The sequence below is a fragment of the Streptomyces sp. NPDC002884 genome (genome assembly GCF_040295245.1).
Taxonomy (GTDB): Bacteria; Actinomycetota; Actinomycetes; order Streptomycetales; family Streptomycetaceae; genus Streptomyces.
In genome coordinates this window covers 74,462-87,244 of the sequence record NZ_JBEOVB010000003.1, presented here as the reverse complement: position 1 = coordinate 87,244, position 12,783 = coordinate 74,462, and the positions used below count along the sequence as shown (strand labels likewise).

Genomic DNA, 12,783 nt, shown 5'->3' with positions numbered 1-12,783 from the left:
TCGCCGACCTGCCGGGCGGTGGACTCACGGGCGGCCGGCTCACGGGCCGTCGGCTCACGGGCGGTTGCCGGCCGTCGATCGTCGTCAGGACGGCCATTCCGGTTCGGACAGGGTCGCGTCGAGCGCGTCGAGGAGTACTTGGGCCGGTTGGGACGCGGGCGGCTTGCCGTACACGGCGGCCACGACCTGCCTGCGCATACCGGGAATCCGGTCGAGCCTGACCCTGGGATGCCGGTTGGCGAGGAGGGTGAGCCCGGGCAGCAGACTCACGCCCAGCCCGGCCGCCACGAGCGCCTGCACGGCGACGTAGTCGTCGGTCTCGAACTCGACGATGGGGGAGAACCCGGCCCGCCCGCAGGCCGCGACGAGATGCTCGCGGCAGCGATCGCATCCGGCGATCCAGCGAGTGTCGGCGTAGGTCGTCAACTCCGCCCGGGGGCCGTCCCAGGAGCGGTCCGCCGGTGTGACCACGTACAACGGCTCGTCGAGAAGCGGTGTCATGGTGGTGTCGCGGCGATCACGCTGGGGCGGGTCGCCGTGCTCGAAGATCAGCGCCACGTCGACGTCGTTGTTGCGCAGGGCGCTGAGCGCATCCGGCGGTTCGGCTTCGCGCAGAATGAGCTCGATGCCGGGATACCGGTCGGCGACGCGCGCCGCCGCAAGCGGTACCAGGGTGGCCAGCGCCGAGGGAAAGGCGGCCAGGCGGACCCGGCCGGTGCGCAGCCCGGCCAGTTCGTCCAGTTCGGCGTGCACCGCTTCGACCTGCGCGAGGATCGACTCGGCGCGGTCCACCAGGAGCCGGCCGGCCTCGGTGAGCCGGATTCCGCGCCCCATCCGCTGCAACAGCGGCATGCCGACCTCGGCCTCGAGTTTGGCGAGCTGATGGCTCACCGACGGCTGGGCGTAGTGCAGCGCCTCGGCGGCAGCGGTGATCGAACCTTCACGGGCGACGGCGACCAGCACACGCAGCCGACTCAAGTCGATCATTCGCGAATCATAGCCAGCTTCGATGACAGCCTCGAAAACACGCATTGGACCGCTACCGGGGCCGTTGGGAGGGTGAGTGGGAAAGTTCGTGCGAGAGATTTCGACCGCACACTTCACCGTCGACGATCTCGCCTCCCCCGTCATGCGCGCCCTGCCCCTCGGGCGTGGAAAGGAGACGTTGAATGACCACGGCTGTGAATCCACCGTCGCGCTCGATGTCGGTGAGCGACAACGCGGCGCGGACCCTGGCGAACGCCACCAAGACCGTTCCGCAGATGGCCTCCATCACGCCTCGCTGGCTGACGCACCTGATGTCCTGGGTGCCGGTCGAGGCCGGCATCTACCGGGTGAACAAGGTCGTTCACCCCGAGTCGGTACGCATCGAGTGCGACACCAACGACGAGTCGCCGCTGCCCGACACCTTCGTCGACTATGCGCCGGAGCCCCGGGAGTACCGGCTCAAGGCCGTCCAGACCGTCCTGGACCTCCACACCCGGATCGCCGACCTGTACTCCAGCCCGCACGACCAGACCGCGCAGCAACTGCGGCTGACCATCGAGGCGGTGAAGGAGCATCAGGAGGGCGAGCTGATCAACAGCCCGGAGTACGGGATGCTGAGCAGCGTGGCGCCCAAGCAGCGGATCTCCACGCTGACGGGGCCGCCGACACCGGACGACCTCGACGCCCTGATCACGAAGGTGTGGAAGCAGCCGGCCTTCTTCCTCACCCACCCGGAAGGGATCGCCGCTTTCGGCCGGGAGTGCACCCGGCGCGGTGTCCCGCCGGCGACGGTGAGCATGTTCGGCTCGCAGTTCCTGACCTGGCGCGGCCTGCCGATCATCCCGTCGGACAAGGTTCCGCTGCAGAACGGCAGAACGAAGTTCCTGCTGCTGCGCACCGGCGAGTCGCGCCAGGGCGTGGTCGGACTGTTCCAGCCCGGGCTGTCGGGGGAGCAGGGGATGGGCCTGTCGGTGCGCTTCATGCACATCGACCGCAGCGCCATCGCCTCCTACCTGGTCTCCCTGTACTGCTCGCTCGCGGTGCTCACCGAGGACGCGCTCGCCGTGCTCGACGACGTCGAGGTGGACAAGTTCCATGACTATGCCCCCAGCTACCGGTGACGAAGGCGCCCCGGAGTGGCTGCCGGACGAGGAGACGCTGAACCGGCTGGCCGGGGAGTTCTTCCGCGCTCTTCCGGGCCAGTCGGCGGACACGGTGCCTCCGACGGCTCCGGTCCTCGAAGGCCCGACGGAGTGGCCGGTGCCGACCGGCCTGCCCGCCGCTGACCCGCCTCCACCGGCGCCGGCTGCCCACACGAGCCCGCCGTCCGGGCCGCCACCGACCAGCGCCCCGGCCGCCTATGCGGCGAGTGCGCCCGGCGTCGCCGGCTCCGTCCCGGAGCCGGCGGCCCCGCCGGTGACGCCCGGACCGCCGCCCGCCGCCTCGCTGTCCGCACCGACGTCCGCACCGACGTCCGCACCGTTGTCCGTGCCGGCCCGGTTCTCGGACCCCGGCCCGTACTACTTCCTCGACGAAGCACCCGGGTACCCCGCCGAGGCGCCGGAGCTTCCCGGCTTCGGGCATCTGGGACTGCCGCCCCTGTTCGAGCCGGCGCCACCGGCGGCGACGACCGCGCCGTACTACTTCGTGCAGGACCCCGGCACACCCGGCGCACCCTGGACCCCCGTGGCCGGCGCACAGGATGCGCAGGTGGCGCTGCCGCTCGACCCGCATCCGGCGTTCGACGTGCGGGCGGTGCGCCGGGACTTCCCGATCCTGTCCGAACTGGTCAACGGCCGACCGCTGATCTGGCTGGACAACGCCGCGACCACGCAGAAGCCGCGTGCGGTGATCGACCGGCTGGTCGAGTTCTACTCGCGGGAGAACTCCAACATCCACCGGGCGGCGCACGAGCTGGCCGCCCGGGCGACGGACGCCTACGAGGGCGCCAGGAAGACCGTCGCCCGGTTCGTCGGGGCGGGCTCCGCCGAGGAGATCGTGTTCGTCCGGGGCACCACCGAGGCGATCAACCTGGTGGCCAAGGCATGGGGGCCCCGGCACATCCGCGCGGGCGACGAGATCGTCATCTCCTACCTGGAGCACCACGCCAACATCGTGCCCTGGCAGATGCTGGCCCAGCAGACCGGTGCGGTGATCAAGGTGATCCCGGTCGACGATCACGGACAGCTGCTGCTCGACGAGTACACGTCGCTGCTGTCCGACCGCACCAAGCTGGTCGCGGTCACCCAGATGTCGAACGCGCTCGGCACCGTCGTACCGGTCGAGAAGGTCATCGAGCTCGGGCATCGGGCCGGGGCACGCGTCCTGGTCGACGCGGCGCAGTCGGTACCGCACCTGCCGATCGATGTCAGGGCGCTGGACGCGGACTTCCTGGTCTTCTCCGGGCACAAGCTGTTCGGGCCGACGGGGATCGGGGTGCTCTACGCCAAACGGGAGGTGCTCGAGGACATGCCTCCGTGGGAGGGCGGCGGCAACATGATCACCGACGTCACCTTCGAGCGGTCCAGCTATCAGCCGCCGCCGGGCCGCTTCGAGGCCGGAACGGGCAACATCGCCGACGCGGTGGGCCTGGCCGCGGCCATCGACTACGTCGACCGCATCGGCCTGCCGAACATCGCCGCCTACGAACACAGCCTGGTCGAGCACGCGACCGAAGGCCTGCGCGGGGTGCCCGGACTCCGGTTGGTCGGCACGGCCCCGCACAAGGCGAGCATCGTGTCCTTCGTCCTGGACGGCTACGAGCCGGCCGAGGTGGGCACCGCGCTCAACGAGTCCGGAATCGCGGTGCGTTCGGGCCATCACTGCGCGCAGCCGATCCTGCGCAGGTACGGCCTGGAGGCCACCGTCCGGCCGTCGTTCGCCTTCTACAACACGCACGAGGAGGTGGACTCCCTGGTCGCCGCCGTTCGCCGGCTCGCGGACCGGCGCGGCGGGCACCGCTAGCCTTCGCCTCTCCAGCTCCCACGGACCCGCTCTCGGCCGGGGCCGGGGAGCCGGCCGGGCTCTCCGTCGGCGTGCTCGCCGCGTCGCCCGCTTCCGGCGGTCGGGAGGGCGTGTCGCGACGAGCGCCGCGGCGGAAGGCGCAGTACCGGTGACCGCCGGCGCGCTTCAGGGGCGTTCGGCGGTCGGCTGCGCGGGTTCCTGCCCGCCCACGCTGACCAGCCCGGTCTCGTAGGCGGCGATGACGGCCTGGACGCGGTCCCGCAGTTGGAGCTTGCCGAGGACGCGCGAGACGTGGGTCTTGACCGTGGTCTCGGCCAGGTGCAGACGGTCGGCGACTTCGGCGTTGCTCAAGCCTCGGGCCACCAGGCCCAGGACTTCGCGTTCGCGTGAGGTCAGTGAGGCGAGGTCGCGGTGGATCGCGGTGATCTGACTCCCCTGCCGCGTGAACCGTTCGACCAGGCGCCGGGTGACGGCCGGTGCGAGCAGGGCGTCGCCGGAGCGGACCGTACGGACGGCGGCGATCAGCTGCTCGGGGGTGACGTCCTTGAGGAGGAAGCCGCTGGCTCCGGCGGACAGCGCCGCGTAGACGTACTCGTCGAGGTCGAAGGTGGTCAGGATGATCACGCGGGGTTCGCCCGGGACGCCGGTGAGGATGCGGCGGGTCGCCTCCAGGCCGTCCATCTCCGGCATCCGGACGTCCATCAGGACCACGTCGGGCCGGGTACGGCGGACCGCGTCGACGGCTTCGGACCCGTTGGTGGCCTCGCCCACGACCTCGATGCCGTCGGACCGCAGGATCATCCGGAACCCGGTGCGGACAAGGGTCTGGTCGTCGGCGAGCACCACGCGCGGCGGCGGCTCGGTCACAGTGCCTCCAGAGGGATGAGTGCCTCGACACGGTAGCCGCCGGTGAGGCGCCGGCCGGTGTCCAGGGTTCCGTCGTAGACGGAGAGGCGCTCGCGCAGGCCGAGCAGTCCGCGGCCGTTCCCGGTGGCGGCGCCGGGCCCGGGAGGGCCACCGGTGTCGGACACCTCCACCCGGAGCCGGTCGGGGGTGTACTCGACGGACACGGTGGCACGGGACCCGGAGGCGTGTTTGACCGTGTTGGTCAGCGCCTCCTGAACCACGCGATAGGCGGTGAGCCCGATGCCGGGCGGCACGGGGCGGGCCGCTCCGGTGATCTCGAGGTCGACCGGCAGGCCGGTGTCCCGGACTCGTCCGACGAGTGTCTCCAGCTGCTCCAGACCCGGCTGCGGGGTGAGGCTCTCGGCGCGGTCCGCGTGCTGGCCGCCGCCGTCCATGGTGAGCAGGCCCATGACGTGACGCAGATCGGTCATGGCGGCCCGACCGCTCGCCTCGACGGCGAGCAGTGCCTCGTCGGCCTCGTCCGGGACGGCTCTCATGACCCTGCGGGCGGCCCCGGCCTGGATGACCATGACGCTGACGTTGTGGGTGACGACGTCGTGCAGTTCGCGGGCGATCCTGGCGCGTTCCTCGGCGACGGCACGGCGCAGCGCCTCGGCCTGCTCGTGTTCCACGGCGGTCAGCCGCGCGCGGCCCTCGTCGGTGCGTACCCGCCAGGTGCGCAGGCCGTTGGCGGCCATCGCCAGCGGCCCGAGGATCCACAGCACCACGTACTCGTTCGGGACGATGCCCGGCTGGTACGGGTAGACGTGGGTGGTCGAGGTGCCCGACGTGTAGACCAGGAGGACCGCCGTCGGTACGGCCACCAGGGTGGGAATCCGGTACGGGCTGTAGGCGGCGGCGCTGTAGACGGCGACGACCAGGGGGTAGAAGGTCAGCCGCGCCACGTCCTGCGGGGTGAGCAGCGCCAGGCAGGCCACCACGCACAGCACGCCGAGCGGGTAGCGGCGGCGCTGGATCAGGGAACCGGAGGTGACGAGGGCGAGGGCGCTCAGGGCCACCGCGGCGTCCGTCCCCGACGGTTGGACCACCCTCTCCACACCGGGGAGGACCTCGCGCACCTGATTGTTCGTGACGTCGACGGCGTAGAACACGGTGGTGACGGCGAAAGCAGCCGCCACCGTCACGTCGAACTGCCGGCCGCGCCGGGTGAGGCGCGGAACCGGCCCGGTCGGGCGCAGCGCGCGGCGGGCTGCACCTCGTAGCCGGTCCACCACGGTCGTCTCGTTCGTCACCGGCACATTCTCACCGCCGCCCGGTCCTCGTGGGATCCGTCCCGGAGATCACTTCCGGCGCACCATCTACGCCGGCCGCCTACTTCTCAAGGAGGACACGGCGAGGCCCTCGTTCCGACGGAGGACCGGAAACGGCTCGGGCGAAGGACGTGGCCGGGCCGGAAGCCCGCCTAGCGTCCAGGGCGCCAGACGCACGGAAGCAAGGAGCCCTTCATGACCGAGCCGCTCATCGAACTGCGCGGAGTGAGCCGCAGATACGACGACGGGCCGCCCGCCCTGCACGACGTGTCGTTGACCGTACGGTCCGGCGAGGCCGTCGCGATCCTCGGGCCGTCCGGCAGCGGCAAGTCCACGCTGCTCAACCTGATCGCGGGCCTGGACCGGCCGGACACGGGGACCGTCACCGTGGACGGCGTACGGTCGACGGCCTGGGCGAGGCGGCGGCGGCCCGGTACCGGCGATCCAAGATCGGCATGGTCTTCCAGTTCTTCAACCTGCTCGACGATCAGACCGTCGCCGACAACGTGGCGCTGCCCGCGCGACTGGCCGGCACGGCGCGGGGAGAGGCGCACCGGCGCGCGGCGGAACTGCTCGAGACCCTCGGCATCGACCGGCACGCCCGCGCCTACCCGGGGCGGCTGTCCGGCGGTGAGCGCCAACGTGTCGCGGTGGCACGGGCGTTGATGAACCGCCCGCCGCTGATCCTGGCCGACGAACCCACCGGCGCGCTCGACACGGCAGCCGGCGAGGACGTCAGCCGACAGCTCGCAGACCTCAACGCCGAGGGCCAGACCCTCGTCGTGGTCACTCACGACCTCGCCCTGGCCCGCTCCTGCACGGACCGCACGGTGCGCATCGTCGACGGCAGGATCGCCGAGGACGTCAGCGCGGTCGACGTCGGCGTGGAGGCGGTCCGATGAGCGCGCTGGGCCGGGTGGTGCGCTCGGGCGTGGGCCGGCGCCGGGTGCAGACGCTGGTGATCGGCCTGACCGCGATGATGGCGGTGGCCTCGTCCGTCCTGGGAGGCTCGCTGCTGGCGGTCTCCGGCGCGCCGTTCGACGACGCCTTCGCCCGGCAGCACGGCGCGCACCTGTCCGTCGCGTACGACGCGGCCCGCACCGGCGCCGCACAGGCGAAGGAGACGGGGCGCGCCGAGGGGGTGGCCGCTGCGGCGGGACCGTTCCGCACGGTGTCGGTCAGCCCACGGATCCGCGGGGGCACGGACGCGTGGCCGATGACCGTCGTCGGCCGTGGCGATCCCGACGGCGCGGTCGACGACCTCACGTTGAGCGCCGGACGCTGGGCCACCCGGCCCGGCGAGATCGTGCTGAGCACCGACGCCTCGCTGTTCCCCGCCCTCGGGCTCGAACTCACCTTCCCGGGGCTGCCCGGCGACCCCACCCTGAAGGTGGTGGGCGTGGCCCGCTCGGTCACCGGCAGCGCCGACGCGTGGGTGACACCCGCTCAGGTGACCGGCCTCATCACGCCCGACCGCCCCGGCGGCTACCAGATGCTCTACCGCTTGACCGCCGCCGGCACCGCCGCACAGGTGGCGGCGGGCCGCGAGGCCGTGACAGCGGGAGCCGAGGCGGTGACGGGGACGCGGTCCTGGCTCACCGTCAGGGCCTCCGCCGAGCGCGACACCGCGCTGTACGTACCCTTCCTCCTCGCGTTCGGCGTCCTGGGGCTGGTCATGTCGGTGCTCATCGTGGGCAACGTGGTCGCCGGCACCGTGGGCGCGGGACTGCGCCGGATCGGCGTCCTCAAGGCCGTCGGCTTCACTCCGGCGCAGGTCGTACGTGCCTATGTGGGCCAGGCGCTCGTCCCGGCGGTGGCGGGAACGGTGCTCGGCCTCGTCGCGGGCCATCTGCTGGCCGTACCGGTCATGTCCGAGACGGAGGACGTGTACGGGACCACGTCCCTGGCCGTCGCTCCCTGGGTCGACGCGGCCGTCGTCGCGGGCGTGCTCGGCCTGGTCGCGGTGACCGCGTGGGCGAGCGCCTGGCGGGCCGGACGGCTGCGCACGGTCGACGCGATCGCCGTCGGACGCACCGCGCACACGGACCGCGGCCGGTGGGCGGCGAGCCTGGCCGGACGGTTGCCCCTGTCACGGCCGCTCGCCCTCGGACTGACCCGCCCCTTCGCACGGCCCGCCCGTGCCCTGGCCACGGGGACGGCGATCCTGTTCGGCGCCACCGCGATCACCTTCACCGTCGGTATGGGGGCATCGCTCGGCGAAGTGACGAAGGCAAGGGCGCACGACGCCGCCGACGTCACCGTCGCCGCGCCCCTGCCGGAACCCGGCCCCGACGGTCCGATCTCCGACACGCGGCCCGAGCCCGATGCCGCCGTCGCCGCGGCGATCGACGCCCGGCCCGAGACCCGGACCTACTACACCACCGCGACGGCCCGGGTCACCGTCCCCGGCCTGGCCGGCACGGCCGCGGTCGTCGCCTTCACCGGCGACGCCTCCTGGGGCGGCTACACGATGGTCTCCGGCCGCTGGATCGCCGAGCCCGGCGAGGCCGTCGTCCCCACAGCCTTCCTCACCGCCACCGGTACGCACCTCGGGGACACCGTCACGCTGGGCGGCCTGGGCGAGGCGGTCACGGTCCGGATCGTCGGCGAGGTCCTGGACCCCCGCAACGACGGGATGCAGGTGTTCACCGACGCCGCGACGCTGGCACCCGCGCACCCGGACCTGACCGACACCACGCAGCACATCGCGGTGAGATCCGGTACCACCGCTGCCGCTTACGCGGACGCGCTGAACGAGAGCCTGAAGACGCTGGGCGTCACCGCCCGGGCCGGCGGGGCCGACGGCGGCAGCGACATGGTCGTCACCCTGAACGCGCTGTCCGCGCTCCTGACGCTGATGCTCGTCGCCGTGGCGGCGCTGGGCGTGCTCAACGCGGTAGTGCTCGACACCCGCGAACGCGTCCGCGAACTCGGCGTCCACAAAGCCCTGGGCATGACCCCCCGGCAGGTGATCGCCATGGTCGTCACCTCCGTCGTGGTGACCGGACTGGTCGGCGGCGCCCTGGGGGTTCCGCTCGGCGTCGCCCTGCACGGCCGGGTCGTCCCCGCCATGGGCCACAGCGCCGGCCTCGAACTCCCGGACTCCGTACTCGCCGTCTACCACGCGTCCGAACTGGCCCTGCTCGCTCTGGGCGGCCTGCTCATCGCCGTCCTGGGCGCGCTGCTGCCCGCGAGCTGGGCGGCCGGAGCCCGTACGGCGACCGCCCTGCGCACCGAATAGGGCTGACGCGCGACCGGGCGAACGGGTGTGCCGCACGCCGGTGAGGCGGGAAGCGCAGATGACGGGCCCCTGCCGCATGTGCGGCGGGGCCCCGGCCGCCCGGAGCCTGTACGGGTCGTCCCCGCCGTCAGGCGTGCGGGGACGGCTCGTCCCGGTCGAGGACGAGGCCGGAGACGGCCGACCCCGTTCCGGCGGGGGCACCGGGGACATCCTGTTCCTTCAGCGCCTTCGCCTCGCTCTTGAAGATCCGGGCGGCCTTGCCCGCCGAACGCGTCAGCTCGGGCAGCTTCTTGAACCCGACCACGACCACGACGACGAGCAGGATCAGGGCCAGCTCACTCATACCGAACATCGTGTGCTTTCTCCCGGGGCTCACGGCGGCCGATCGTCGGACCGGTGACGCACGAAAATCTACGTTGCTGTAGAAGTCTCTCCTGGAGCATGACCGCTCAACAAGCCCGCCTTGCCGTCCGGTTGGCCGAGACGGCACCCCCGCACCAGGAGCAGAGACACCAGAATGCCCGACCGCTACGACCCCCCTGCCGATATGGCGGCTCACCGCGCCCGTCCGGAGCTGGCCCACCGCTGCCGTACCGTCACCGAAGCCCGCTGGTTCGCCCTCACCGTCTTCGGGGTGATCCTCGCGAACGCGGCGCTGCTGGGACTGGAGACCTACAGCGGACTGGTCGCCGACTGGCACCGCTGGTTACGGCTCGCCGAGCACCTCTGTCTGGCCGCCTTCACCATCGAGATCCTGTTGCGCCTCGCCGCGCACGCGGACCGCCCAAGGGACTTCTTCCGCGACCCCTGGAACCTCTTCGACCTGGCCGTCGTCCTGTGCGCCTTCCTGCCCGTCGTCCGCGAGAACACCACCGTTCTGCGGCTGCTGCGCCTGGCCCGCGTCCTGCGCACCGCCCGCTTCCTGCCTCAGCTCCGCGTCGTCCTGGTCGCCGTCGCCCGCAGCCTCCCCGGCACGCTCAGCTTTCTGCTCGTCGGTGCCCTGCTGCTGTACGTGTACGCCATGGTCGGCTGGGTCTTCTTCGCCCACCACGACCCCGAGCACTACGGCTCCATCGGCCGCTCGGTCCTCACCCTGTTCCTGCTGATGACCCTCGACGGCATCGGCGAGGCGGTCCGCGCCGGCCTGGAGATCTCCCGCTGGAGCCTCGCCTACTACGCCTCCTACGTCCTCATCGCCTCCTTCGTGCTGGTCAACGTCCTCATCGGGGTCGTCCTCACCTCGCTCGAGGAGGCCAAGGAGATGGAGAGGGAGGAACCACCGGCTCCGCCGGCGCCACTGGCCTCCCCGGGGCAGCAGGCGTCCGTCGAGGGGCACCCGCTGCTCGACCGCATCACCGTGGCCCGCCACGCCCTGGACGAGCTCGAACGAGAACTCGCCCGAACGGCGGAGGCTCGGTCCCGGGTCTGACGGGACTTCATGACCGGCTGAGCGCCCCGCCGCCCGCACACGCGCCGTAGGCGGGCCCAGCCGCAGGTCTGACGGCCTCGCGCCGCAGGTCTGTCGGCCTCACGGCAAGGAGAGCGGCCGGTGGGCGGCCTCCCAGCCGCTGAGCGGGGTGCAGGCACGCGCATCGGGGACCCCTCATGTGGAACCACGAAGGCACCAGGCACACTCTGCGTGTTGTAGTCCCCTTGAGCCAAAAGGATGAGCCACAGATGATCACCCTCACGAAGGAAGACGGCCCGGCCGACCTGGACGGAGTGACCCACCTCTCCATCGGGGTCTCCTGGGATCCCACCGCCGGCAGCAGCGGCGGGGTGCTGGGCAAGCTGCGCCGCAAGACCGGTACCGACCTCGACCTGATCGCCGTCGCGATGCAGGGCGGGGACCCGGTGCGCCTCGCGGGTCTCGACTCGCTCGACCCCATGGGCAACGGCTCGCTGGTACACAGCGGCGACAACCAGACCGGGCGCGGAGACGGGGACGACGAGACGGTGACCGTCGAGTTCGCCCGAATACCGTCCAACATCACGTCGATCGTGTTCGTCGCCGCCGCGTACAAGAAGGGGAGCTCTTTCCAGAAGGCGCGCAACATCAGTTTCAAGGTCTACGACGCGACCGGCGGCAACTCTCAGCAGGTCGCCGACATCTGGCCGAGCCTGCTCACTCAGGACAACGGCTGCGCCGTGGCGAAGGCGATGCGGGTCGGCGGCAGCTGGAAGCTCGAAGTGATCAATGCGACGGGCAAGGTCAAGCAGGGCGACGAACATGCCCTGATGCGTTTCGCCGTCAGCAAGTAGCGCGTACCCGCGACCCACCGGAGCGGCGCCCGGGATACCTGGGGAACGGCCCGCGGCGTCCGTTGCCGAGACTGCGTACAGGGGGAAGTTGTGAGCCAGGTGCTCTACGGCGAACGGTCGAGAAACCCGTTCGCGCGGACCGTGGAACTGACCGAGGACCACCTGCGCAACGGCGGCAGGACCACGCCGCTGGGCGAGCTGAACCTCGCCGCCATGGCCGAGGCGTTCCGGCGCGGATGCTGGCTCGGAGGCGGTGGGACGGAGCGCCCGCTGGAGCGGCTGGGGGAGGGCCCAGGGGTGGTGCCGGTGACCCGCGTCACGGGCACCGCCACGCCGGTGAGGGTGCGACGGGCCGCCGAGTTCGCCCGCAGGCTGGGGGAGTCGGCGGTGCGGCAGTGCGGTGGGCCCGCCCCGGTGGACGCCCTGGCGGCCCGGGCCCGGGCCGAGGAGGTACCGCTGTGGATCGCGCGGCGCTTCGCGGCGGGCCCGGCCGGGCCGATCGCCGTCGCCGTGGACCGGCGTCTGGTGCGCGTGGACGTCTGGGGTCCGCATGCTCCCGTCGTACGGATCAGGGCACCACACGGCTTCGACCGCCACACCGCCGAACCGTCCGGCGGCCTGCGTCTGACGGTCGGCGACGTCACGGCGGAGCTCGTGCTGAAGAAGAAGCTGCGTAGATCCAAGAGTCACGTGGAAGTGCGGCTGCCCGCGCGGCGCTGGGTGCTGCGACGTGAGAACGCGCTGACCTCGCGGCTGCTGCGCGACGAACAGTGTGTCGCCCTGCTGACGCGGCCCCCGCGCCGACCGTCACTCGAGCCGGGCGCGGTGCTGCTGCCGCTGGCCCCGGTGCAGTATCAGAGCCCCGACCCGCTGGACGCCGTCATGGCGCAGGTGTTCGCCGTCGCCTTCGGGCTCGGGGACACGACGGGCTCGGCACGGTTCCGACCGGAGCGGCGCCCGGTGAGCGGGGGCGAGCCCGTCGCCGCCGACGCAGGGTGGGACCGCCCCTGGTTCACCAACCTCGGCAAGGGCAGCGACGACAACGAACCCGGCGGCGGCGACGGCTGGGGCGCGGACGGCGGTGACGGCGGGGACGGCGGCGGTGGTGGTGACGGCGGCGGGGGTGACGGCGGAGGCGGAGGCGGCGACTAG

10 protein-coding genes and 1 pseudogene are annotated in these 12,783 nt (G+C 72.1%); 7 read left to right on the top strand and 4 right to left on the bottom strand.

Translation table 11 applies throughout. The annotated features are described in order from the left end of the window. Positions 1–84: 84 nt before the first annotated feature. Entirely contained in the window at positions 85–987 is a 903-nt protein-coding gene (locus tag ABT070_RS07775) for a LysR family transcriptional regulator (protein ID WP_351756213.1), read from the bottom strand. A 182-nt stretch (positions 988–1,169) separates the two neighbouring features. Here ABT070_RS07775 and ABT070_RS07770 point away from each other — a divergent pair, with 182 nt between their 5' ends. Continuing rightward, entirely contained in the window at positions 1,170–2,108 is a 939-nt protein-coding gene (locus tag ABT070_RS07770; protein WP_351756210.1) for a family 2A encapsulin nanocompartment shell protein, read from the top strand. Continuing rightward, the gene (locus ABT070_RS07765; protein WP_351756208.1) at positions 2,083–3,951 is read left to right on the top strand and encodes a family 2A encapsulin nanocompartment cargo protein cysteine desulfurase; all 1,869 of its coding nucleotides are present in this window, start codon (positions 2,083–2,085) and stop codon (positions 3,949–3,951) included. The genes ABT070_RS07770 and ABT070_RS07765 overlap by 26 nt, the downstream gene beginning before the upstream one ends. 165 nt (positions 3,952–4,116) lie before the next feature. Here the strand turns inward: ABT070_RS07765 and ABT070_RS07760 are convergent, their stop codons facing one another. Both ABT070_RS07760 and ABT070_RS07755 read right to left on the bottom strand, forming a co-directional pair. Beyond that, positions 4,117–4,818, bottom strand: coding sequence for a response regulator (locus tag ABT070_RS07760; protein ID WP_351756205.1), 702 nt, complete (start codon positions 4,816–4,818; stop codon positions 4,117–4,119). Then, the gene (locus tag ABT070_RS07755) at positions 4,815–6,110 is read right to left on the bottom strand and encodes a sensor histidine kinase (RefSeq protein WP_351756202.1); all 1,296 of its coding nucleotides are present in this window, start codon (positions 6,108–6,110) and stop codon (positions 4,815–4,817) included. The genes ABT070_RS07760 and ABT070_RS07755 overlap by 4 nt, the downstream gene beginning before the upstream one ends. Positions 6,111–6,323: 213 nt before the next feature. On the opposite strand from ABT070_RS07755, the pseudogene ABT070_RS07750 reads away from it, so the two are divergent. Further along, a pseudogene (locus ABT070_RS07750) lies at positions 6,324–7,030 on the top strand (ABC transporter ATP-binding protein). Next, positions 7,027–9,369 (top strand): ABC transporter permease, encoded by a 2,343-nt coding sequence (locus ABT070_RS07745; RefSeq protein WP_351756200.1) that lies wholly within the window; start codon positions 7,027–7,029, stop codon positions 9,367–9,369. The pseudogene ABT070_RS07750 and the gene ABT070_RS07745 overlap by 4 nt, the downstream one beginning before the upstream one ends. A gap of 127 nt (positions 9,370–9,496) precedes the next feature. Here the strand turns inward: ABT070_RS07745 and ABT070_RS07740 are convergent, their stop codons facing one another. After that, on the bottom strand, positions 9,497–9,712 hold the full coding sequence (locus tag ABT070_RS07740) for a twin-arginine translocase TatA/TatE family subunit (protein WP_451102135.1): 216 nt from the start codon (positions 9,710–9,712) through the stop codon (positions 9,497–9,499). 204 nt (positions 9,713–9,916) lie between these two features. Between ABT070_RS07740 and ABT070_RS07735 the strand changes: the two genes are divergently transcribed. The 3 genes from ABT070_RS07735 to ABT070_RS07725 all read left to right on the top strand — a co-directional run bounded on the left by ABT070_RS07735 (position 9,917) and on the right by ABT070_RS07725 (position 12,783). Next, complete coding sequence (locus ABT070_RS07735; protein ID WP_351756197.1) at positions 9,917–10,798, top strand: ion transporter; 882 nt, start codon at positions 9,917–9,919, stop codon at positions 10,796–10,798. Positions 10,799–11,046: 248 nt separating this feature from the next. Further along, the gene (locus ABT070_RS07730; protein ID WP_351756195.1) at positions 11,047–11,631 is read left to right on the top strand and encodes a TerD family protein; all 585 of its coding nucleotides are present in this window, start codon (positions 11,047–11,049) and stop codon (positions 11,629–11,631) included. Between the two features lie 90 nt (positions 11,632–11,721). After that, positions 11,722–12,783: a hypothetical protein gene (locus tag ABT070_RS07725; RefSeq protein WP_351756193.1), complete on the top strand. Its 1,062-nt coding sequence runs from the start codon at positions 11,722–11,724 to the stop codon at positions 12,781–12,783.

Coding starts and splice junctions, on each gene's coding strand:
- ABT070_RS07740 (WP_451102135.1), bottom strand. CDS start 9,712: ATGAGTGAGCTGGCCCTGATCCTGCTCGTCGTCGTGGTCGTGGTCGGG.
- ABT070_RS07730 (WP_351756195.1), top strand. CDS start 11,047: ATGATCACCCTCACGAAGGAAGACGGCCCGGCCGACCTGGACGGAGTG.
- ABT070_RS07770 (WP_351756210.1), top strand. CDS start 1,170: ATGACCACGGCTGTGAATCCACCGTCGCGCTCGATGTCGGTGAGCGAC.
- ABT070_RS07745 (WP_351756200.1), top strand. CDS start 7,027: ATGAGCGCGCTGGGCCGGGTGGTGCGCTCGGGCGTGGGCCGGCGCCGG.
- ABT070_RS07775 (WP_351756213.1), bottom strand. CDS start 987: ATGATCGACTTGAGTCGGCTGCGTGTGCTGGTCGCCGTCGCCCGTGAA.
- ABT070_RS07735 (WP_351756197.1), top strand. CDS start 9,917: ATGGCGGCTCACCGCGCCCGTCCGGAGCTGGCCCACCGCTGCCGTACC.
- ABT070_RS07765 (WP_351756208.1), top strand. CDS start 2,083: ATGACTATGCCCCCAGCTACCGGTGACGAAGGCGCCCCGGAGTGGCTG.